Origin of the sequence: Leisingera sp. M527, assembly GCF_025141525.1 — a bacterium.
GTDB lineage: Bacteria > Pseudomonadota > Alphaproteobacteria > Rhodobacterales > Rhodobacteraceae > Leisingera.
This window is the reverse complement of the sequence record NZ_CP081037.1, coordinates 2571034-2591724: the sequence shown is the minus strand read 5'-3', so window position 1 is coordinate 2591724 and position 20691 is coordinate 2571034. Positions and strand designations below refer to the sequence as shown.

Here is a 20691-nt window from a genome sequence, read left to right as displayed (position 1 = left end):
GCTCTAATCGGCTCTAATCGGCTCTAACCGGGAGGTCCCGCGGGATGTTCAATGCAAGCATGACTTTTGACCTTGGCGATGACGTGAATGCCCTGCGCGACGTAATTCACCGCTGGGCGCAGGACCGTGTCAGGCCGATGGCGCAGGAGATCGACCAGAGTAACGCGTTTCCTGCGGAGCTGTGGAAAGAGATGGGCGAGCTTGGCCTTTTGGGGATCACCGTGCCGGAGGAGTTCGGCGGTGCCGGCATGACTTATCTGGCCCATACCGTTGCAGTCGAGGAAATCGCCCGCGCCAGCGCCTCTGTTTCGCTGTCTTATGGCGCGCATTCCAATCTCTGCGTCAATCAGATCAAGCTGAACGGCAACGCCGAGCAAAAGGCTAAGTATCTGCCGCGGCTGATCTCGGGTGAGCATGTCGGTGCGCTGGCGATGTCCGAAGCAGGTGCGGGATCCGATGTCGTTTCAATGTCGCTGCGGGCGGAAAAGCGCAACGATCACTTCCGCCTGAACGGCAACAAATACTGGATCACCAACGGTCCGGATGCCGACACCCTGGTGGTCTATGCCAAAACCGATCCTGACGCCGGTTCCAAAGGCATGACGGCCTTCCTGATCGAAAAAGAGATGAAGGGCTTTTCCACCTCCAAGCATTTCGACAAACTGGGCATGCGCGGCTCCAACACGGCGGAACTGGTGTTCGAGGACGTCGAAGTCCCGTTTGAAAACATCCTGGGCGAAGAGGGTAAGGGCGTGCGTGTGCTGATGTCCGGCCTGGACTATGAACGCGTGGTGCTGGCAGGCATCGGCACCGGCATCATGGCCTCCTGCATGGATGAAATGATGCCCTACATGGCCGAGCGCAAGCAGTTCGGCCAGCCGATCGGGAACTTCCAGCTGATGCAGGCCAAGATCGCCGATATGTACACCGCGATGAACTCGGCGCGGGCTTATGTCTATGAGGTGGCCAAGTCCTGCGACAAGGGCACGGTGACACGTCAGGACGCCGCGGCCTGCTGCCTTTACGCCTCCGAAGTGGCAATGACCCAGGCGCATCAGGCCGTGCAGGCCTTTGGCGGTGCCGGTTACCTGTCCGACAACCCGGTGGGCCGTATTTTCCGCGATGCCAAGCTGATGGAAATCGGTGCCGGCACCTCTGAGATCCGCCGGATGCTGATCGGCCGCGAGCTGATGGGAACCATGTGATGAAAACGGCTCTGCCGTTTGCTCTGCTGATGGCAGGCACGTCCGTCATGGCACAGGAGGTTCAATTCTCCTCTGGTGCGACGGATGCTTGCGTCGCGGGAGCGGTCAATCAGGACACAAAGCGCAGCTGCGTGGGCACCTCGGCACAGCACTGCATGGGGGCGGCGCCGGATGGCTCTACCACCGTTGGTATGATGGGATGCCTGGATGGCGAGCGAAGCTACTGGGATCAGCGGCTGAACCGCGCCTACAAGTCTTTGCGGGCCAAGGCGGTAGAATTGGATGCCGAAATGGAGGAGCTTGGTTCTGCCGCACCAAAGACAGCGCCACCGCTCCGCAGCATGCAGCGGGCCTGGATCAGCTATCGCGACGCCACCTGTGAATTCGAAAGGTCGCAATGGGGCGGCGGCACTGGCGGCGGCCCGGCCACGCTCAGCTGCCTGATGCGGCTGACCGGAGAGCAGGCGCTCTATCTGGAAGATGCCTGGCTCGGCGAATAGCAGGCCGGAAACAGACGCTGGCGGACGCGCATTGGCCCGCCAGCATAGGGATGCAAAGGATCAGAAGCGGTGCACGTAAGCAATGTTCAGGACAACCGGGTCGATCTCGGCGGTGCCGATTGCGGCCCCGTTCAGGGTAACGTCGCTTTCGATGTCGATATAGCGGACATTGAAACGTACCGCACCGCGGTCGGAGATCTGCCAGTCCGCGCCGGCATTGAGTGCCACGCCGAAACTATCGTCCATTTCGATCACACCAAGCGGCGAGCTTTCTTCAAAGAAAGTGGTGTAGTTCAGGCCCAGGCCGACAAACGGCTTGATCTTGCCCTGGGTCGGGAAATGGTAGTTGACCGAGATGGTCGGCGGCAGCTGCTTGGCAGAGGCGGCATAGCCGGCACCGGCCAGAGTGACATCATGCTCGAACGGCGAAGCCGCCAGCAGTTCGACACCCCAGTTGTCGCGGAAGAAGTATTCGACTGTCAGCGACAGCGCGGTGCCGTCGTCGATATCAGCGGCCATACCGGCAAGGGTGCCGTTGCCGGATTTCGGGTTCACGTTGGCGATGCCGACGCCAACGGTCCAGTCGCCATGCTGTTGGGCCAGCGCGGGGCCGGCCAGTGCGGCCAGGGCAGAGGTCAATGCCAAAGCGGAAACCATGCGTTTCATGGGGTGCGTCCCTTTTCTTATGATTACTCCGCCGTGGTGCACCCGGAAGCGGGTGGAAACCCTGATCTGAATCAAAGAGACCCTTGCTTTGCCTTTGAAAACGCAGGGAAAAAATGCATATCAGCTATGCATTTCTGGAATGTCTAAATATGCATGATTTTTGTAACATTCCCGGGCTGCGCGCCGATGGCAGCTGGGACCTGCCGGAGCGGCTGAACATGGCCGCCCAATGCCTGTCGCATCCTGCTGAGGCTGTGGCGCTGATCGATATGACCGGCCCTGCGCGCCGCAGCTTTTCTTATGGCGCGCTGTCCGGGATGGTGGATGGCCTGGCTCGCTACCTGCTGACCCGCATCCAGCCGGGCGACCGCGTCGGCGTGCTGCTGAGCCAGTCGCCATGGTGTGCTGCAGCGCATCTGGCCATCTGGAAGGCGGGCGGCATCTCGGTGCCGCTGTTCAAGCTGTTCAAACGCGACGCGCTGGCCTCCCGCGCTGGCGATGCTGGTGTGCGCTTTGTCTTCACAGACCAGGAAGGCGCGGAGCTGCTCGGCGATCTGGCCGAAGCGGTGATGGCAGACACCGCTGGAATAGACGGCCCGCCGGTTGCTTTTGCCGATACCGCACCTGAAACCCCCGCGGTGCTGATATACACCTCCGGCACCACCGGCAGCCCAAAGGGCGCGCTGCACGGCCACCGGGTGCTGACCGGCCATCTGCCGGGTGTTGCGATCAGCCATGACCACCTGGGCCAGCCGGGCGACTGCCTGTGGACGCCTGCCGACTGGGCCTGGATTGGCGGATTGTTCGACGTTCTGATGCCGGGCTTGGCGCTGGGTGTTCCGGTGGTGGCAGCACGGCTGGACAAGTTCACCCCCGAGGCCTGTGCAGATCTGATCGCAGCGGCCGGCGTGCGCAATATCTTCTTCCCGCCAACTGCCTTGAGAATGCTCAAGGCAGCCGGGCAGGGGCTTCGGGCCTTGCGCTCGGTTGCCAGCGGCGGAGAGCCCCTGGGCGCGGAAATGCTCGCCTGGGGCCGGCGGGACCTGAGCGTAACGATTAATGAATTCTACGGCCAGACCGAGTGCAACATGGTTGCCTCCTCCTGCGCAGCGGATTTTGACCCGCGTCCGGGCTGCATCGGCAAACCGGTGCCGGGGCATGAGCTGACGGTGATCGACGAGGCGGGCAATCCCACGCAAGATGAGGGCGACGTCGCCATCCGCCGCGGCTCGGCCTCGATGCTGCTGGAATATTGGAACCGACCTGAGGAGACAGCGGCCAAGTTCCGCGGCGACTGGCTGGTGACTGGCGACCGCGGCATCTGGGAAAGGGATTATCTTCGCTTTGTAGGCCGCGAGGATGACGTGATTACCTCCGGCGGCTACCGCATCGGTCCGGCAGAGATCGAGGATTGCTTGATGACCCACCCGGCAGTGGCGACGGTTGGCGTGGTCGGCAAGCCCGACAGCCTGCGCACCGAGATCGTCAAAGCCTATGTGGTGCTGAAACCGGGGGCGGAGGCGTCAGGACAGGAGCTTCAGCACTACGTCAAGGACCGCCTTGCGCATTATTCCTACCCGCGGGAGGTCGCGTTCGTGGGCGCACTGCCGATGACCGTGACCGGCAAGGTGATCCGCAAGGAATTGAAGGCACGGGCGGCAGGGGAGGTGCAAAGATGAAACTATCAATTCATTTCGTGGTCACTGCCATGGCCTGTGCTCTAGGCAGCGCGGCATCGCCTGCTGTGGCCGGCGATGAACTGTCTCAATTTGATATCGCCGGTTTTCTAAGCGCTTGCTCTGGATTTGTCCCCGATGTTGGCTTTGCGGTGCCCATGGACACCCAATGCGTCTCGCAGGCCGTCCGCATGTGTAACCTAAGCCAAGAAATGAAGGCTTTGCAGCACTGTGCTGATAGCGCCGCTGCGTGGTTGGAGGCGGATGGAGCGCGCATCGTTAGCCAGATGCCCGGCTTCGACAAAAGTGTTCTTGATGGCAACGGGCCTGCAGGTCTGTCCCTGCCCATGCCTGCTATGGGTGACGCTCCCGATTGTACCAAGATTTCGGACCCAAATCTGCCTTCCGAAGTAGTGTGCCGCTATTCGGAGGCACTTTCAGAATGGCTCAAACTAAGAGTTTTGATGCGCAGTGAAGATATGACCGGGGAGGCAAGCCAATGACGCAAGGTGTTGCATACCCGGCGTGCGTTGCCCCAACCAGAATGAAAGAAATTTCCCGTTTAACGGGATTCAGCCTAACCCCTATAACGGGAGAGTGGACATGAAACTCACATCCAAGGCGATGCCCTCCTCGGAAGGCTTCAAACAGAACCGCGAGGCGCATCTGGACGCGCTCGGGCAGATCAGCGAGGCGGCAGAGGCCGCGCGTATGGGTGGCGGCGAGAAATCCCGTGCCCGCCACGAAGGCCGCGGCAAGATGCTGCCGCGCCGCCGCGTGGCGAACCTGCTCGACCCCGGCTCTCCGTTTCTGGAGATCGGCGCCACTGCGGCCCATGCCATGTATGACGGGGCCGCCCCCGGTGCTGGGGTTGTGGCGGGTATCGGCCGCGTTCACGGGCAAGAGGTCATGGTGGTCTGCAATGACGCCACAGTGAAGGGCGGCACCTATTTCCCGATGACGGTGAAGAAACACCTGCGGGCGCAGGAGATTGCCGAGGAAAACCGTCTCCCCTGCATCTATCTGGTGGACAGCGGCGGCGCCAACCTGCCGCAACAGGATGAGGTCTTCCCCGACCGCGATCATTTCGGGCGGATCTTCTACAATCAGGCGCGGATGTCGGCCAAAGGCATCCCGCAGATTGCGGTGGTCATGGGCTCCTGCACCGCAGGCGGCGCTTATGTGCCGGCCATGTCCGACGTGACCATCATCGTGAAAGAGCAGGGCACCATCTTCCTCGCCGGTCCGCCGCTGGTGAAGGCTGCAACGGGCGAGGTCGTAAGCGCCGAAGATCTGGGCGGCGGCGACGTGCACACGCGCCTGTCCGGTGTGGCCGATTACCTCGCCGAGGATGACGCCCACGCGCTGGCGCTGGCGCGGCGCGCGGTTCAGTCCTTGAACATCACCAAGCCGCTGACGGTGAATTGGGCCAGCCCCGAGGAACCCGCCTATGACCCCGAGGAAATCCTCGGCGTGGTGCCAGGTGACCTGCGCACGCCTTACGACATCCGCGAGGTGATTGCGCGGCTGGTCGATGGCTCCCGCTTTGATGAATTCAAGCCGCGTTTCGGCGAAACTCTTGTCACTGGTTTTGCCCATGTGAAAGGCTGCCCTGTAGGCATCATCGCCAACAACGGTGTGCTGTTCTCCGAGGCCGCCCAGAAGGGCGCGCATTTCGTGGAACTGTGCAGCCAGCGCAAGATCCCGCTGGTTTTCCTGCAGAATATCACCGGTTTCATGGTTGGCCGCAAATACGAAAACGAAGGCATCGCCCGCCATGGCGCCAAAATGGTGACGGCAGTTGCCACAACCAATGTGCCGAAGGTAACGATGCTGGTCGGCGGCTCCTTTGGAGCGGGCAATTACGGCATGTCAGGCCGGGCTTACCAGCCGCGGTTCCTGTGGTCCTGGCCCAACTCCCGCATCTCTGTGATGGGCGGCGAGCAGGCGGCAGGCGTGCTGGCAACGGTCAAGCGAGATGCCATCGAACGCCAGGGCGGCAGCTGGAGCACGGAGGAAGAAGCCGACTTCAAACGCCCCACCATTGAGATGTTCGAGGAGCAGAGCCACCCGCTTTATGCCTCTGCACGTCTCTGGGACGACGGCATCATCGACCCGCGCAAAAGCCGCGATGTGCTGGCGCTGTCGCTTAGCGCCGCGCTGAATGCCCCGATTGAAGACACACGCTTCGGCGTGTTCCGGATGTGAGGACCTCCCATGTTTGACAAGATTCTGATTGCCAACCGCGGAGAGATTGCCTGCCGCGTGATGGAAAGTGCCCGCGCCATGGGAGTGCGGACAGTGGCCGTCTATTCAGACGCCGATGCGGCGGCCAAGCATGTGTCGCTGGCGGATGAGGCCGTGCATATCGGCGGCCCGGCGCCTGCGGACAGCTATCTGCGCGGTGCGGAAATTATCCGCGTGGCCAAGGAGACCGGCGCCCAGGCGATCCACCCCGGTTATGGCTTTCTGTCGGAAAACCCGGACTTTGTTGAGGCGGTGGAGGCCGCGGGCCTCACCTTCATCGGCCCGTCCGCAGACGCGATCCGCAAGATGGGCCTCAAAGACGCCGCCAAGGTGCTGATGGAAGAGGCCGGCGTGCCGGTGGTGCCGGGCTATCACGGTGCCAACCAGGATGCGGGCTTCTTGCAGGAAGAAGCGGGCAAGATCGGGTATCCGGTGCTGATCAAGGCTGTGGCCGGCGGCGGCGGCAAGGGCATGCGGCTGGTCGAGAAGCCGGCGGAGTTCGCTGATGCCCTGATCAGCGCCCAGGGTGAGGCCACCACGGCCTTCGGCAATCCGGATGTGCTGATTGAGAAATACATTCAGCAGCCGCGTCATATCGAGGTGCAGGTCTTTGGCGATGGCACCCATGCGGTGCATCTGTTTGAACGCGACTGTTCGCTGCAGCGCCGCCACCAGAAAGTGATCGAGGAGGCCCCCGCACCGGGCATGACGGCTGAGATGCGCCAAGCAATGGGGCGGGCCGGCGTGCGCGCGGCAGAGGCGATCGGCTACAGGGGGGCAGGCACCGTTGAATTCATCGTCGATGGCTCGGACGGGCTGCGCACCGACGGCTTCTGGTTCATGGAAATGAACACCCGCCTGCAGGTGGAGCATCCGGTGACCGAACTGATCACCGGTGTCGATCTGGTGGAGTGGCAGTTGCGGGTCGCCTCAGGTGAGCGCCTGCCTGCGCGGCAGGAAGATCTGACGATCACCGGCCACGCGTTTGAAGCGCGGCTTTATGCGGAAGACGTGCCTAAGGGCTTTCTTCCGGCCACCGGCACGCTGACCCATTTGTCTTTCCCGGCCGAATGCCGCGCCGACAGCGGCGTGCGGGCAGGCGACGCCATCAGCCCCTGGTATGACCCGATGATTGCCAAGGTGATCGTGCATGGCTCCACCCGTAAGGTGGCGCTGTCCCGTTTGGCCCGTGCGCTGGAAGAAACCCAGGTGGGCGGCACCGTCACCAACCTTGCTTTCCTCGGCGCGCTGGCAGCGCACGAAGGATTTGCGCAGGGCGACGTGGACACCGGCCTGATCGCCCGTGATCTGGAGGCATTGGTGGCTGCGCCAAAGACTGAGCTGCGCCACAAAGCGGCCGCTGGTATGGTGGCACTTGGTCTGGTGGACGCCGCGCCGGAGACCGGTTTCACGCTTTGGGCGCCGCTGCACCGCGCTGTTACGCTCAGCCATTTGGAGGAGGAGTTCACAGCTGACGTGCAGGTGGACGGGCCGGACCGGCAGCTGTGGTCGGTGAATGGTGAAACCGTGCTGGCCGAGCGCAGCCAGGGCCATTGGCGCATTGACGGGCGCCGGATGCCGGTAACCTCGCAGGCCGGCCCGCTGATCACGGTGTTTGACGCCTACGGCCTGGAATTTGCCGTTGTGGATCCGCTGGATCGTGATGCGGCTGCAGGCGGCGACAGCAATGTGGTTGAGGCGCCGATGCCGGGGCTGGTCAAAGCTGTATTTGCCAAGGCCGGCCAGCCGGTGGCAGAGGGCGACCGGCTGGCCATTCTGGAGGCGATGAAGATGGAGCATTCGCTGCTGGCCGCGCGCGACGGTGTGGTGGCTGAGGTGCTTGCCGCCGCTGGCGACCAGGTCGAGGCCGGCGCGGCGCTGGTGCGGCTGGAGGAGGAAGGCGGCTGACCGTACGCCTGCGGCAGCCGTCCGGAATTGGGTATTTAAGACCAGAAAGAAGCAGGAGGCCCGGCGATGGCTGAGCGTGTCGAAATTTTCGAAGTCGGTCCGCGCGACGGGCTGCAGAATGAAAAGCGTGAAATCCCCGTGGCGGAGAAAGTCGCGTTGACAAACTGCCTGAGCCGCGCCGGATTTTCGCGGATTGAGGTGGCGAGCTTTGTGTCGCCCAAATGGGTGCCGCAGATGGCGGGCAGCGCCCAGGTTCTGGCGGGCATCACCCGCGCGCCCGGCGTGCGGTATGCAGCACTGACGCCCAATATGCGCGGTTACGAGGATGCTGTAGCTGCCAAGGCGGATGAAATCGCGGTCTTTGCCTCCGCCTCCGAAGGGTTCTCCAAGGCCAATATCAACGCCACAATCGAGGAAAGTATCACACGTTTTCTGCCCATTCTGGAGGCTGCCAGGGAGAACGGGCTGCCGGTGCGGGGCTATGTGTCCTGCGTGACCGACTGTCCTTATGACGGAGCAACAGCGCCGAAGAAGGTGGCGGAGGTGGCCGAACGGTTGTACGCCCTCGGTTGCTATGAGATCTCGCTGGGCGACACCATCGGACAGGGTACTCCGGAGGCGATCACCGCGATGCTGAGCGCCGTTACCGCACGGGTTCCTGCGGCCAGGCTTGCGGGGCACTACCACGACACCGCGGGCCGGGCACTGGACAATATCGAGGCCTCGCTGGCGCAGGGCGTGCGGGTGTTTGATGCTGCGGTGGGCGGTTTGGGCGGCTGTCCTTACGCGCCGGGGGCTGCGGGCAACGTGGCAACGGAAGCGGTGCACAAGCGCCTGACCGGGTTGGGCTATGACACGGGGCTGGACGGTAATGTGCTGGAAAAGGCTGCGGCACTGGCCCGTTCGATGCGCGGCCTGCAATAGAATTCAGCGGAGAAGCAAGATGTTTGAGACAATCACCCTGGACACTGACGCCCGTGGCGTCTGCACCCTTACTCTGAACCGTCCTGACAAACACAACGCCATGTCCGGTCAGATGCTGCAGGAATTGATTCTGGCGGCCCGGCGGCTGAACGAAGACGAGACCGTCCGTGTCGTGGTGCTGACCGGCGCAGGCAAGAGTTTTTGCGCCGGCGGCGATCTGGGCTGGATGCGGGATCAGATGGATGCGGACGCCGGAACCCGTGGCCGCGAGGCGCGGGTGCTTGCAGAGATGCTGATGGCGCTTAACACCCTGGTTAAGCCGGTGATCGGCGCGGTGCAAGGCAATGCCTTTGGCGGCGGTGTTGGAATGGCCTCGGTCTGTGATGTTGCCATCGGCGCAGACCATCTGAAGATGGGGCTGACCGAGACCAGACTGGGACTGATTCCCGCCACTATCGGCCCTTATGTCATTGCCCGCATGGGCGAGGCCAAAGCGCGGCGTGTCTTCATGTCGGCCCGCCTGTTCGGCGCGGCAGAGGCGGTTGAGCTGGGGCTGCTGGCCAAAGCCGTGCCCGCAGATCAGCTGGCGGAGGCAGTCGAGGCGGAGGTCGCACCTTATCTGAACTGTGCACCCGGCGCAGTCGCCGCCGCCAAAAAGCTGGCCCGCGACCTGGGGCCGCAACTTGATGACGCTGTGATTGACCATACAATCAAGGCGCTGGTGGCGCGCTGGGAAGGCGACGAGGCGCAGGAGGGCATCAGCGCATTCTTTGAAAAGCGCAAACCTGCCTGGCAAGGCTGAAATACCGGTAAAAATGAGTCATGTTTTGATGGCGGCCGCGGTTTCCCCTGCGGCCGCTTTCCTTATGAAATAACTAAGGAATTATGCGCATGTTGCGGCTGTGCTTTTTCCTGTCACAAACCCTTGTAGATTAACCTTGCTTTAGTTGACGCTGTGGGGGCGGGGGGGTATGCACGAGGCAAATCAACACGCCAATTGACGTCGCGCGGGAAACCGCCGGGAAAAGGAGCTGCTCTTGGAAGAGATGTTGAGGGAATACCTGCCGATCCTGGTTTTCCTGGCCGTTGCGGCAGGTTTAGGCATTGTCCTCATCCTGGCAGCCGTTGTGCTGGCAGTCCGCAACCCGGACCCGGAAAAGGTCAGCGCCTATGAGTGCGGCTTCAATGCCTTTGATGATGCCCGTATGAAATTCGACGTCCGGTTCTATCTGGTGTCGATTCTCTTCATCATTTTTGACCTGGAAATTGCATTCCTGTTTCCCTGGGCCGTCGGTTTCAAGGACATCAGCGACACTGGTTTCTGGTCGATGATGGTGTTCCTGGGCGTGCTGACCATCGGCTTTGCCTATGAATGGAAGAAAGGGGCGCTGGAATGGCAGTGATGACCGGAGCCAACACCGCGGGTGTGGACAAGGAAGTTGTCACCCAGGCCCTGAATGCCGAACTGCAAGACAAGGGTTTCCTGCTGACCTCGGCAGAAGACATCATCAACTGGGCGCGCACTGGCTCGCTGCACTGGATGACATTTGGTCTGGCCTGCTGCGCGGTTGAGATGATGCACACCTCGATGCCGCGTTATGATGCCGAACGGTTTGGCATCGCACCGCGCGCCTCGCCGCGCCAGTCGGACGTGATGATCGTAGCGGGCACCCTCACCAACAAGATGGCGCCGGCCCTGCGCAAGGTCTACGATCAGATGCCAGAGCCGCGTTATGTGATCTCGATGGGATCCTGCGCCAATGGCGGCGGCTATTATCACTACAGCTATTCCGTGGTGCGCGGCTGTGACCGGGTTGTGCCGGTTGACATCTATGTACCGGGCTGCCCGCCGACGGCTGAGGCGCTGCTGTATGGCCTGATGCAGCTGCAGCGCAAGATCCGCCGCACCGGCACCCTTGTTCGCTAAGGCGGGAGAGAGCAGATGACTGAAGCCCTGAATGAACTCGGCGCCCAGATCGAAGCCAAACGCCCCGATTGCGTTGTCGCCTGGGACGTGTCCTTTGGCGAGCTGAACATCGATGTGACGCCCTCGAATATCGCCGGCCTGGTGGAGTTCCTGAAATCGGATCAGAACTGCAAGTTCTCCTCGCTGGTGGATATCACCGCGGTGGACTACCCGGAACGGGGCAAGCGGTTCGACGTGGTCTATCACTTCCTGTCGATGTACCGGAATCAGCGTATCCGCCTGCGCGCTGCCGTGCGCGAAGATGAAATGGTGCCCTCGATCGTCGATGTGCACCCTTCGGCCAACTGGTTCGAGCGGGAAGTCTACGACATGTTTGGCATCCTGTTCTCCGGCCACCCGGACCTGCGCCGGATCCTGACCGACTATGGCTTCCGCGGCTACCCGCTGCGCAAGGATTTCCCGACCACCGGCTATACCGAAGTACGCTATGACGAGGCGCAAAAGCGCGTGGTCTATGAGCCGGTGAAGCTGGTGCAGGAATACCGCCAGTTTGATTTCATGTCCCCGTGGGAAGGTGCTGAATACATCCTGCCCGGAGACGAGAAGAAGGAGGACGCAAACTGATGTGGTTTGAACCTCTGGCCGAAGTGGGAACCTTGCTGGCGGGCTGTGCGGCCATGCTGGGCTCGGCAATGCTCCTTTTTAAAAAATCTGAAAACTGGGTGTCGGCTTTTAGCGGTAACACGCCAAGAATTCGAAACTATGCAGAAATGGCGACACTTGAGGAACAGGAGACCTTCAAATGATGGACGGCTCCAAATTCGATGACGGCAGCGTCGATGCGCTGAGCGGCGAGCAGAAGATCCGCAACTTCAACATCAACTTCGGCCCGCAGCACCCTGCGGCGCATGGGGTTTTGCGTCTGGTGCTGGAACTCGACGGCGAGATTGTCGAGCGCTGCGATCCGCATATCGGCCTGCTGCATCGCGGCACCGAAAAGCTGATGGAAAGCCGCACCTACCTGCAGAACCTGCCGTATTTCGACCGCCTTGATTACGTTGCGCCGATGAACCAGGAACATGCCTGGTGCCTGGCCATCGAAAAACTGACCGGTGTCGAGGTTCCCCGCCGCGGCCAGCTGATCCGGGTGCTCTATTCGGAAATCGGCCGTGTTCTGAACCACCTTCTGAACGTCACCACGCAGGCAATGGATGTTGGCGCGCTGACCCCGCCGCTGTGGGGCTTTGAAGAGCGCGAGAAACTGATGGTCTTCTACGAGCGCGCCTGCGGTGCCCGCCTGCACGCGGCCTATTTCCGCCCTGGCGGCGTGCATCAGGACATTCCGGATGATCTGCTGGACGATATCGACCTCTGGGCGCTGGAGTTCCCCAAGGTTCTGGACGACATCGACGGTCTTCTGACCGAAAACCGCATCTTCAAGCAGCGCAACTGCGACATTGGCGTGGTGACCGAGGAAGAGATCCAGCAATACGGCTTCTCCGGTGTTATGGTGCGCGGCTCCGGCCTTGCTTGGGACCTGCGCCGTGCGCAACCCTATGAATGCTATGACGAGTTTGAGTTCCAGATCCCCGTTGGCAAAAACGGCGACTGCTACGACCGCTACCTCTGCCGGATGGAAGAGATGCGCCAATCGACCTCGATCATCCGTCAGGCAATTGTCAAACTGCGCGAAGCCACCGGCGACGTGATAGCCCGCGGCAAGCTGTCCCCGCCCAAGCGCGGCGATATGAAAACCTCGATGGAAAGCCTGATCCACCACTTCAAGCTTTACACCGAAGGCTTCCACGTCCCCGCAGGCGAGGTTTATGCCGCTGTCGAGGCACCCAAGGGCGAGTTCGGCGTCTATCTGGTGGCGGACGGGTCCAACAAACCCTACCGCTCCAAGATCCGCGCGCCGGGCTTCTTGCACCTGCAGGCGATGGACCACGTGGCCGGCGGCCACCAGCTGGCCGACGTCGCCGCCATCATCGGCACCATGGACGTCGTTTTCGGGGAGATCGACCGGTGAGCCTGCCCGCCCTGTTTCATCTTTCTAAAAATACTCCCGCCGGAGGCATCCGCGCGGGCAACACCCACCAAAAGGTGATCTGATGCTGCGCCGTCTCCACCATGAACAACCCGACAGCTTTGCCTTCACTCCGGCCAATCAGGCCTGGGCTGAAGCGCAGATCACCAAATACCCTGAGGGCCGCCAGGCCTCGGCGGTTATTCCGCTCTTGTGGCGCGCGCAGGAGCAGGAAGGCTGGGTCACCAAGCCCGCTATTGAGGCAATCGCCGATATGCTGGGCATGGCTTATATCCGGGTGCTGGAAGTCACCTCTTTCTACTTCATGTTCCAGATGCAACCCACAGGGTCTGTTGCCAATATCCAGATCTGCGGCACTACGTCCTGCATGATTTGCGGGGCCGAAGACCTGGTTGCGGTCTGCAAGGAAAAAATCGCTGCAAAGCCGCACACCCTGTCGGCGGACGGCAAGTTTTCCTGGGAAGAGGTCGAATGCCTTGGCGCCTGCACCAATGCGCCGATGGCCCAGATCGGCAAGGACTATTACGAGGACCTTACCGTCGAAAGCTTTACCCGGCTGCTGGACGATCTGGCCACAGGCAAGATGGTGACGCCGGGCCCTCAGAACGGCCGTTACGCAGCTGAGCCGGAATCGGGTCTCACCTCGCTGACTGACTTTGACAGCGGCAAGACCCAGTACAATGCAAGTGCGCAGCTGGCGATGGACATCAAGGACGGCGTCAAGCGTATCCAGGGGGATGAAGTGCCGCTGCTGACCCCTTGGGTCGGCAAGGACGGCGTTGTTGCCGGCCGGGCCGCGGCAGATGCGCCGCCCAAAGCACCGGAAGCGCCCAAACCTGCCGCGAAACAGGCAGAAGAAGCTGCCAAGGCGGCCCCCAAAAAATCGGACGCGGCTGAGCCTTCCTCTCCGGAAGGCGCGGCGGCAAAACCTGGAGCTGACAGCCAGCCCGAGGAAACCCTGCCGGAAATCCTGAAGGAAGCCCGCGGCGGCCTGGCGGATGATCTGAAACTGCTCAAAGGGGTTGGCCCCAAGCTGGAGCAGACCCTGAACGAGCTGGGGTTCTTCCATTTCGACCAGATTGCCGACTGGACCGAGGCCGAGGTGGCTTGGGTTGATGCACGGCTCAAGTTCAAGGGCCGGATCAAGCGGGACGGTTGGATCGAGCAGGCCAAGCGTCTGCAAGTAGGCGACGAGACCGAATTCGCCAAGCGTGCCAAAGAAGAGCACATCTACGACGACAAAGAAGACTAATCGGGATCGGCCCGAGGGGGCCGTGCCTTGGTGATAGGGAACAGATGAGCAAGGAACAGGACCAAGCCATCGCAGCAAAAGGCCGGCATATCGCATTGGTGATTGCCGGGACCATTTCGCTGTGGATCGCCGTGTCGCTGTTCATCGGCCCCATGCTGGGGCTGCCGGGGCGTTATGCCTTGCTGTTCGACTACGCCGCGCTGGCAGGCATGATCTATGCCCTGGTCAACATATTTCAACTCTGGCGCATGCGCCGGGCCAATGAACAAGAAAACCAAAGGTAGGCACACATGCTGAAGGATCAGGACCGGATCTTTACCAACCTTTACGGGATGCACGAACGTAACCTGGCGGGCGCCAAGGCGCGCGGCCATTGGGATGGCACCGCCGGCATCGTTGAGAAGGGCCGCGACTGGATCATTCAGACCATGAAGGACTCGGGCCTGCGGGGCCGCGGCGGCGCGGGCTTCCCGACCGGCCTCAAATGGTCCTTCATGCCCAAGGAAAGCGATGGCCGCCCGGCGTATCTGGTGATCAACGCCGATGAATCCGAGCCGGGCACCTGCAAGGACCGCGAAATCATGCGCCACGATCCGCACACGCTGATCGAGGGCGCGCTGATCGCCTCCTTCGCGATGAACGCGCATACCTGCTACATCTACTTGCGCGGCGAATACATCCGCGAGCGCGAGGCGCTGCAGGCGGCGATCGACGAATGCTACGACAAGGGGCTGCTGGGCAAGAACGCAGCCGGTTCCGGCTGGGACTTCGACGTCTTCCTGCACCATGGGGCAGGGGCCTATATCTGCGGCGAGGAAACCGCGCTGATCGAGAGCCTGGAAGGCAAGAAGGGCATGCCCCGGATGAAGCCGCCGTTCCCGGCGGGCGCGGGCCTTTACGGCTGCCCGACCACCGTGAACAACGTGGAATCCATCGCGGTTGTGCCGACCATCCTGCGACGCGGCGCCGACTGGTTCGCGTCCTTCGGGCGCCAGAACAACGCGGGCACCAAGCTGTTTGCGATCTCCGGCCACGTCAACAATCCCTGTGTGGTCGAAGAGGCGATGTCGATAGGTTTCGAGGAACTGATCGAAAAGCATTGCGGCGGCATCCGCGGCGGCTGGGATAATCTGCTGGCCGTGATCCCCGGCGGCTCCTCTGTCCCCTGTGTGCGCGGCGAGAACATGCGCGACGCGATCATGGACTTCGACTACCTGCGTGGCGAGCTGGGCTCGGGCCTTGGCACTGCGGCGGTGATCGTGATGGACAAGCAGACCGACATCATCAAGGCGATCTGGCGACTGTCCAAGTTCTACAAGCACGAAAGCTGCGGCCAGTGCACCCCCTGCCGCGAAGGCACCGGCTGGATGATGCGCGTCATGGACCGCCTGGTGAAGGGCGAGGCCGAGCTGGAAGAGATCGACATGCTGTGGGACGTGACCAAACAGGTCGAAGGCCACACCATCTGCGCCCTTGGCGATGCGGCGGCTTGGCCGATCCAGGGTTTGATCAAGAACTTCCGCGAGGAAATCGAAGACCGCATCAAGGCCCAAAAGACCGGCCGCATGGGCGCGATGGCGGCGGAGTAACCAATGGAATCCTTCGACGCATATTCCCACGCTCTGGCCGCGCTGGTGATCTTTACCTTGATCATCCTGGCGCTGTCGCCGTTTTCGGCGCTGGCCAAGCAGAAGGCAGGCCTTGCGCCTGGCGCCACGCCGCAGGAGGACTATGCCGAAAAGGCTTACCGTCTGAACCGGGCCTATTTGAATGGCTGCGAAACCCTGCCGGCCTTCCTTGCGGTGACTTTGGCCGCGATACTGGCGGGTGCGGCGCCGTTCTGGGTGAACCTGCTGGCCTCATTGGTGCTGGTGGCGCGGGTGATCATGATCCTTATCCATCTGCGCGGCAGCGGCAAACCGCATGGCGGGCTGCGCTCGATTTTCTACGTGATTGGCTGGTCCTGTATGGGCGGCCTGGCAATTTTGACTTTGGTGGCAGTATTTTGAGCATTCTAACGACATACCGGATGGCCCTGCCGGTGGCCTGTTTGGCAGTTGCGGCGCTGGTCACGGCCTGCGGTTCCTCAACCACCAACAAGAACCGCGAGCTTTATGACGGCATCCCCTTCAAGGCCAAGGCCAAGCCTTTGGACAAGAAGGTGAACCGCGCCGATTTCTCCATCGAAATCAAGGGCGCCGACCGCTCTGTCACAGGTGCGCGCGCGGCTGCGGCCCACGCCGGGACCACCTATTGCGTTGTGAACTATGGCTCCTCCAAAATCGATTGGGTAGTGGACCCTGCCGATCAGGATACGCAGCTGACACTGACCGACGGCAAGGCCGTATTCCAGGGAACCTGCACACCGTGAGCGGATTTCCGGCATATCAGGGCCGCCCGGACCGGCTGCTATTGAATAGCAGCGCCGCGCGATTGAGCAGTGGGAGCTTCAAACTGAAGGAGTTCTTTGCCATGCGTGCCCTGATTGCTGTTGCCCTGTCTGCCTTTGTTGCCCTGCCGGTTTCGGCACTGGCCAAACCGTCGCTGCGCGATGTCGCCGAAATCGAAGACCCCCTGTTTGCGGTGGCCATGGCCAAGGAGGTCTCGGACCACTGCGACCGCCTTGCGCCGCGCTACTTCAAGGGTCTGGGCGAGTTGCGCAGGCTCAAAGCGCGGGCGAATGAGCTGGGGTACACGGACACGGAAATCCGGGCCTATATCGACTCGGATGCTGAAAAGGCCCGTATGCGTGCTAAGGGCGAGCGCCTGCTGGCGCAAAACGGCGTCTTTTACGAACAACCGGAAACCTTCTGCGCCTATGGCCGCGCGGAAATCGAAAAGAACAGCGCGATCGGCGTGTTACTGAGGGCGAAATAGACCATGTCTGACCTCCGCAAGATCAACATTGACGGAACCGAGATCGAGGTGGAAGGGGCAATGACCCTGATCCAGGCCTGTGAGGAGGCCGGTGTCGAGATCCCGCGCTTCTGCTACCACGAGCGCCTGTCGATTGCGGGCAACTGCCGCATGTGCCTTGTTGAAGTTGTCGGCGGCCCGCCGAAGCCGGCCGCGTCCTGCGCGATGCAGGTGCGCGATCTGCGCCCCGGGCCGGAAGGACAGGCGCCGCAGGTGAAAACCAACTCGCCGATGGTCAAGAAAGCCCGCGAAGGCGTGATGGAATTCATGCTGATCAACCACCCGCTGGACTGCCCGATCTGTGATCAGGGCGGCGAATGCGATCTGCAGGACCAGGCGATGGCCTATGGCATCTCTGCCAGCCGCTTTAAGGAAGCCAAGCGCGCGGTGGATGATCTGGACCTTGGCCCGCTGGTCGGCACCGCTATGACCCGCTGCATCAGCTGCACCCGTTGCGTGCGTTTTACATCCGAAGTGGCCGGCATTACCCAGATGGGCCAGACCGGGCGCGGCGAGGATGCAGAGATCACTTCCTACCTGAACCAGACGCTGCAATCGAACCTGCAGGGCAATATCATCGACCTTTGCCCGGTCGGCGCGCTGACGTCGAAGCCTTATGCCTTCACCGCCCGTCCGTGGGAGCTGACCAAGACCGAAACCATCGACGTGATGGACGCGCTGGGATCGAACATCCGCGTTGACACCAAGGGCCGCGAAGTGATGCGGATCCTGCCGCGCAACCATGACGGCGTGAACGAGGAATGGATCAGCGACAAGACCCGCTTTGTCTGGGATGGCTTGCGCCGCCAGCGTCTCGACCGCCCTTATGTGCGTGTCGATGGCAAGCTGAAGCCTGCCACATGGGGCGAGGCGCTGACTGCTGCAGCCAATGCCATGAAGGGCAAGAAAGTTGCCGGTCTGATCGGCGATCTGGCCCCGGTTGAGGCCGCCTTTGCCCTGAAACAGCTGGTCGAAGGTCTGGGCGGCAAGGTTGAGTGCCGTACCGACAACGCCCGCCTGCCCATTGGCAACCGGGCGGGTTATGCCGGCACCGCGGCCATCGAAGATATCGACAGCGCCGAATACATTCTGTTGGTCGGCACCAACCCGCGTGATGAAGCCCCGGTGCTGAATGCGCGCATCCGCAAGGCCTGGCTGAATGGTGCGAAGATCGGCAATATCGGCCAGCCGGCGGATCTGACCTATGACGTGTTCCAGATGGGGGCAGGGCGCGACGCGCTTGCCGGTCTGGAAAAGCACGAATTCACTGACATCCTGGAAAAACCTTCGGTAATTGTCGTGGGTGCCGGCGCTTTGCGTGAAGCGGACGGGCTTGCCGTTCTGGCTCACGCCATGCATGCGGCCGAACGCACCAACGGCAAGCTGCTGATCCTTCACACCGCTGCGTCCCGTGTGGGGGCAATGGATGTGGGGGCCGTCACCGAAGGCGGTATGGAAGCAGCCATCGACGGCGCCGAAGTGATCTATAACTTAGGCGCGGATGAGGTCGAAATCGACGGATCTGAAAGCGGGGGCGCCTTTGTGATCTATCAGGGCTCCCATGGCGACCGCGGCGCACATCGCGCCGACGTGATCCTGCCGGGCGCTGCCTATACCGAAGAAAACGGGTTGTTCGTAAACACCGAAGGCCGTCCGCAGCTCGCGATGCGTGCCGCGTTCGCACCGGGTGAAGCCAAGGAAAACTGGGCCATCCTGCGCGCCCTCAGCGCCGAAGTTGACGCCAAGCTGGGCTATGACTCTCTGGCGCAGCTGCGCCAAGCGCTGGTGGCTGAGGTGCCGCATCTGGCCAGGATTGACGAAGTGGCTGAGAAAACAGGCGACGCGCTGGAGCTGGACAAGCTTGGCAAGGCGGACTTCCTGCCCGCGATCAAGGACTTCTACCTGACCAACCCGATTGCCCGCGCCTCGCAGCTGATGGCGGAACTGTCGGCGGGTGTGAAAGCCCGCGAAACCGGGAAACTGGCTGCTGAATGATCCGCTTTGCCCTCATAACGCCCTTCCTGCTGGCCGCCTGCGCAATGGCGCCCGGCAGCGAAGGCGAGCGGCCCGCCCCGATCTATGAAGGGGTGGAAACCAGCCTGCTGGAGGGCGATCTGGTCCAATTTCACGTCTCCATGCGCGGTGCGACCGTGCAGGAAGACCTCGACAACTATGCGGAATGTGCCGCCGCGCAATACGCGCTGATCCGGGATTACGGGTTTGCGCGCCATGTGCGCACAACAATGAAACAGGCAGGGGGCAGCCGGACCGCTGATGCGGTCTATCTGATTTCGCCCTCTCTGCCGCGCGGGTTGCGCACCATTGACGCTGAAGTCGTGGTTGCGGATTGCGCGGCAAACGGAATACCGACGGTGTGAGGACCTATGGCTGATTTCTTTAACACTCCAGGCGGCATCGCTGTTCTGATCCTGGCGCAAGTGCTTGCAGTTGTTGCCTTTGTGATGATCTCGCTCCTGTTCCTTGTCTACGGGGACCGCAAGATCTGGGCCGCAGTGCAGATGCGCCGGGGGCCGAACGTGGTGGGCGTCTTCGGCCTGCTTCAATCGGTGGCCGACGCGCTGAAATATGTGGTCAAGGAAGTGGTGATCCCGGCCGGTGCCGACCGTCCGGTCTTTATCCTGGCTCCGCTGACGTCATTTGTGCTGGCGATGATCGCCTGGGCGGTGATCCCGTTCAACGACGGCTGGGTGCTGTCAGACATCAACGTGGCCATTCTTTATGTCTTCGCGGTCTCCAGTCTTGAGGTTTACGGCGTGATCATGGGCGGCTGGGCGTCGAACTCGAAGTACCCGTTCCTGGGCAGCCTGCGCTCTGCCGCACAGATGATATCCTACGAGGTATCGCTGGGCCTGATCATCATCGGCATCATCATCTCCACCGGAAGCATGAACTTTGGCGATATCGTGCGCGCGCAGGATGGTGATCTGGGCCTTCTGAACTGGTATTGGATCCCGCATTTCCCGATGGTGTTTCTGTTCTTTATCTCGGCGCTTGCAGAAACCAACCGCCCGCCGTTCGACCTGCCGGAAGCGGAATCGGAACTGGTCGCGGGCTATCAGGTGGAATACTCGGCCACGCCCTTCCTGCTGTTCATGGCCGGGGAATACATCGCCATCTTTCTGATGTGCGCGCTGACCTCGCTCTTGTTCTTCGGCGGCTGGCTGTCGCCGATCCCAGGCTTGCCGGACGGCGTCCTGTGGATGGTCGCCAAGATGGCGTTCTTCTTCTTCCTCTTCGCAATGGTCAAGGCGATCACCCCGCGCTACCGCTACGACCAGCTGATGCGGCTGGGCTGGAAAGTGTTCCTGCCGTTCTCGCTGGCCTGGGTGGTCTTCGTGTCCTTTGCTGCAAAATTCGACTGGTTCTGGGGCATCTTCGCCCGCTGGACCGTGGGAGGGTGAG

Annotated in this window: 23 protein-coding genes; 22 read left to right on the top strand and 1 reads right to left on the bottom strand. The window is 61.7% G+C overall.

Annotated features, from left to right (window positions below):
- The first annotated feature begins 44 nt into the window (after window positions 1-44).
- Entirely contained in the window at window positions 45-1205 is a 1161-nt protein-coding gene (locus K3555_RS12975; RefSeq protein WP_260005511.1) for an isovaleryl-CoA dehydrogenase, read from the top strand.
- Window positions 1205-1705, top strand: coding sequence for a lysozyme inhibitor LprI family protein (locus K3555_RS12970; protein WP_260005509.1), 501 nt, complete (start codon window positions 1205-1207; stop codon window positions 1703-1705). Before K3555_RS12975 ends, K3555_RS12970 begins: the two co-directional genes overlap by 1 nt.
- Before the next feature lie 60 nt (window positions 1706-1765).
- On the opposite strand, the gene K3555_RS12965 is transcribed toward K3555_RS12970, so the two are convergent.
- Window positions 1766-2371, bottom strand: coding sequence for an OmpW family protein (locus tag K3555_RS12965; protein ID WP_260005507.1), 606 nt, complete (start codon window positions 2369-2371; stop codon window positions 1766-1768).
- 149 nt (window positions 2372-2520) lie between these two features.
- Between K3555_RS12965 and K3555_RS12960 the strand changes: the two genes are divergently transcribed.
- The 20 genes from K3555_RS12960 (at window position 2521) to nuoH (ending at window position 20690) form a co-directional block, all read left to right on the top strand.
- Window positions 2521-4050 carry an AMP-binding protein gene (locus K3555_RS12960; RefSeq protein WP_260005505.1) on the top strand — a complete coding sequence of 510 codons (1530 nt, stop codon included), beginning with the start codon at window positions 2521-2523 and terminating at the stop codon, window positions 4048-4050.
- Entirely contained in the window at window positions 4047-4550 is a 504-nt protein-coding gene (locus K3555_RS12955) for a hypothetical protein (RefSeq protein ID WP_260005504.1), read from the top strand. Before K3555_RS12960 ends, K3555_RS12955 begins: the two co-directional genes overlap by 4 nt.
- A 100-nt stretch (window positions 4551-4650) precedes the next feature.
- Window positions 4651-6255, top strand: coding sequence for a carboxyl transferase domain-containing protein (locus K3555_RS12950; protein WP_260005503.1), 1605 nt, complete (start codon window positions 4651-4653; stop codon window positions 6253-6255).
- Window positions 6256-6264: 9 nt separating this feature from the next.
- Window positions 6265-8202 carry an acetyl/propionyl/methylcrotonyl-CoA carboxylase subunit alpha gene (locus tag K3555_RS12945; protein ID WP_260005501.1) on the top strand — a complete coding sequence of 646 codons (1938 nt, stop codon included), beginning with the start codon at window positions 6265-6267 and terminating at the stop codon, window positions 8200-8202.
- Between the two features lie 66 nt (window positions 8203-8268).
- Window positions 8269-9126, top strand: coding sequence for a hydroxymethylglutaryl-CoA lyase (locus tag K3555_RS12940; RefSeq protein WP_260005499.1), 858 nt, complete (start codon window positions 8269-8271; stop codon window positions 9124-9126).
- Between the two features lie 19 nt (window positions 9127-9145).
- The gene (locus K3555_RS12935; RefSeq protein ID WP_260005498.1) at window positions 9146-9928 is read left to right on the top strand and encodes a crotonase/enoyl-CoA hydratase family protein; all 783 of its coding nucleotides are present in this window, start codon (window positions 9146-9148) and stop codon (window positions 9926-9928) included.
- 235 nt (window positions 9929-10163) lie between these two features.
- Window positions 10164-10529: an NADH-quinone oxidoreductase subunit A gene (locus tag K3555_RS12930; RefSeq protein WP_024090668.1), complete on the top strand. Its 366-nt coding sequence runs from the start codon at window positions 10164-10166 to the stop codon at window positions 10527-10529.
- Complete coding sequence (locus K3555_RS12925; RefSeq protein ID WP_311199982.1) at window positions 10520-11053, top strand: NADH-quinone oxidoreductase subunit B family protein; 534 nt, start codon at window positions 10520-10522, stop codon at window positions 11051-11053. The genes K3555_RS12930 and K3555_RS12925 overlap by 10 nt, the downstream gene beginning before the upstream one ends.
- Window positions 11054-11068: 15 nt before the next feature.
- On the top strand, window positions 11069-11677 hold the full coding sequence (locus tag K3555_RS12920) for an NADH-quinone oxidoreductase subunit C (RefSeq protein ID WP_260005495.1): 609 nt from the start codon (window positions 11069-11071) through the stop codon (window positions 11675-11677).
- On the top strand, window positions 11677-11859 hold the full coding sequence (locus tag K3555_RS12915; RefSeq protein WP_260005494.1) for a hypothetical protein: 183 nt from the start codon (window positions 11677-11679) through the stop codon (window positions 11857-11859). Before K3555_RS12920 ends, K3555_RS12915 begins: the two co-directional genes overlap by 1 nt.
- Window positions 11859-13082 (top strand): NADH-quinone oxidoreductase subunit D, encoded by a 1224-nt coding sequence (locus K3555_RS12910; protein ID WP_205879963.1) that lies wholly within the window; start codon window positions 11859-11861, stop codon window positions 13080-13082. The genes K3555_RS12915 and K3555_RS12910 overlap by 1 nt, the downstream gene beginning before the upstream one ends.
- Window positions 13083-13164: 82 nt before the next feature.
- Window positions 13165-14352 (top strand): NADH-quinone oxidoreductase subunit E, encoded by a 1188-nt coding sequence (locus K3555_RS12905; protein ID WP_260005492.1) that lies wholly within the window; start codon window positions 13165-13167, stop codon window positions 14350-14352.
- A gap of 44 nt (window positions 14353-14396) precedes the next feature.
- The gene (locus tag K3555_RS12900) at window positions 14397-14636 is read left to right on the top strand and encodes a DUF5337 domain-containing protein (protein ID WP_260005490.1); all 240 of its coding nucleotides are present in this window, start codon (window positions 14397-14399) and stop codon (window positions 14634-14636) included.
- A 6-nt stretch (window positions 14637-14642) separates the two neighbouring features.
- On the top strand, window positions 14643-15941 hold the full coding sequence (gene nuoF / locus K3555_RS12895) for an NADH-quinone oxidoreductase subunit NuoF (RefSeq protein ID WP_260005489.1): 1299 nt from the start codon (window positions 14643-14645) through the stop codon (window positions 15939-15941).
- Between the two features lie 3 nt (window positions 15942-15944).
- The gene (locus K3555_RS12890) at window positions 15945-16361 is read left to right on the top strand and encodes an MAPEG family protein (RefSeq protein WP_259985644.1); all 417 of its coding nucleotides are present in this window, start codon (window positions 15945-15947) and stop codon (window positions 16359-16361) included.
- Window positions 16358-16723, top strand: coding sequence for a hypothetical protein (locus K3555_RS12885; RefSeq protein ID WP_259985642.1), 366 nt, complete (start codon window positions 16358-16360; stop codon window positions 16721-16723). Before K3555_RS12890 ends, K3555_RS12885 begins: the two co-directional genes overlap by 4 nt.
- 101 nt (window positions 16724-16824) lie before the next feature.
- Window positions 16825-17229, top strand: coding sequence for a DUF5333 domain-containing protein (locus tag K3555_RS12880; RefSeq protein WP_134829540.1), 405 nt, complete (start codon window positions 16825-16827; stop codon window positions 17227-17229).
- A gap of 3 nt (window positions 17230-17232) precedes the next feature.
- The gene (gene nuoG, locus K3555_RS12875) at window positions 17233-19263 is read left to right on the top strand and encodes an NADH-quinone oxidoreductase subunit NuoG (protein ID WP_260005487.1); all 2031 of its coding nucleotides are present in this window, start codon (window positions 17233-17235) and stop codon (window positions 19261-19263) included.
- Window positions 19260-19646, top strand: a complete 387-nt coding sequence (locus tag K3555_RS12870) for a hypothetical protein (RefSeq protein WP_027258424.1) — start codon at window positions 19260-19262, stop codon at window positions 19644-19646. The genes nuoG and K3555_RS12870 overlap by 4 nt, the downstream gene beginning before the upstream one ends.
- A gap of 6 nt (window positions 19647-19652) precedes the next feature.
- On the top strand, window positions 19653-20690 hold the full coding sequence (nuoH, locus tag K3555_RS12865; protein WP_129371392.1) for an NADH-quinone oxidoreductase subunit NuoH: 1038 nt from the start codon (window positions 19653-19655) through the stop codon (window positions 20688-20690).
- Window position 20691: the final 1 nt, after the last annotated feature.

Coding starts and splice junctions, on each gene's coding strand:
- nuoF (WP_260005489.1), top strand. CDS start 14,643: ATGCTGAAGGATCAGGACCGGATCTTTACCAACCTTTACGGGATGCAC.
- K3555_RS12960 (WP_260005505.1), top strand. CDS start 2,521: ATGCATGATTTTTGTAACATTCCCGGGCTGCGCGCCGATGGCAGCTGG.
- K3555_RS12965 (WP_260005507.1), bottom strand. CDS start 2,371: ATGAAACGCATGGTTTCCGCTTTGGCATTGACCTCTGCCCTGGCCGCA.
- K3555_RS12920 (WP_260005495.1), top strand. CDS start 11,069: ATGACTGAAGCCCTGAATGAACTCGGCGCCCAGATCGAAGCCAAACGC.
- K3555_RS12925 (WP_311199982.1), top strand. CDS start 10,520: ATGGCAGTGATGACCGGAGCCAACACCGCGGGTGTGGACAAGGAAGTT.
- K3555_RS12915 (WP_260005494.1), top strand. CDS start 11,677: ATGTGGTTTGAACCTCTGGCCGAAGTGGGAACCTTGCTGGCGGGCTGT.
- K3555_RS12880 (WP_134829540.1), top strand. CDS start 16,825: ATGCGTGCCCTGATTGCTGTTGCCCTGTCTGCCTTTGTTGCCCTGCCG.
- K3555_RS12975 (WP_260005511.1), top strand. CDS start 45: ATGTTCAATGCAAGCATGACTTTTGACCTTGGCGATGACGTGAATGCC.
- K3555_RS12950 (WP_260005503.1), top strand. CDS start 4,651: ATGAAACTCACATCCAAGGCGATGCCCTCCTCGGAAGGCTTCAAACAG.
- K3555_RS12935 (WP_260005498.1), top strand. CDS start 9,146: ATGTTTGAGACAATCACCCTGGACACTGACGCCCGTGGCGTCTGCACC.
- K3555_RS12955 (WP_260005504.1), top strand. CDS start 4,047: ATGAAACTATCAATTCATTTCGTGGTCACTGCCATGGCCTGTGCTCTA.
- nuoG (WP_260005487.1), top strand. CDS start 17,233: ATGTCTGACCTCCGCAAGATCAACATTGACGGAACCGAGATCGAGGTG.
- nuoH (WP_129371392.1), top strand. CDS start 19,653: ATGGCTGATTTCTTTAACACTCCAGGCGGCATCGCTGTTCTGATCCTG.
- K3555_RS12905 (WP_260005492.1), top strand. CDS start 13,165: ATGCTGCGCCGTCTCCACCATGAACAACCCGACAGCTTTGCCTTCACT.
- K3555_RS12910 (WP_205879963.1), top strand. CDS start 11,859: ATGGACGGCTCCAAATTCGATGACGGCAGCGTCGATGCGCTGAGCGGC.
- K3555_RS12900 (WP_260005490.1), top strand. CDS start 14,397: ATGAGCAAGGAACAGGACCAAGCCATCGCAGCAAAAGGCCGGCATATC.
- K3555_RS12890 (WP_259985644.1), top strand. CDS start 15,945: ATGGAATCCTTCGACGCATATTCCCACGCTCTGGCCGCGCTGGTGATC.
- K3555_RS12970 (WP_260005509.1), top strand. CDS start 1,205: ATGAAAACGGCTCTGCCGTTTGCTCTGCTGATGGCAGGCACGTCCGTC.
- K3555_RS12940 (WP_260005499.1), top strand. CDS start 8,269: ATGGCTGAGCGTGTCGAAATTTTCGAAGTCGGTCCGCGCGACGGGCTG.
- K3555_RS12945 (WP_260005501.1), top strand. CDS start 6,265: ATGTTTGACAAGATTCTGATTGCCAACCGCGGAGAGATTGCCTGCCGC.
- K3555_RS12870 (WP_027258424.1), top strand. CDS start 19,260: ATGATCCGCTTTGCCCTCATAACGCCCTTCCTGCTGGCCGCCTGCGCA.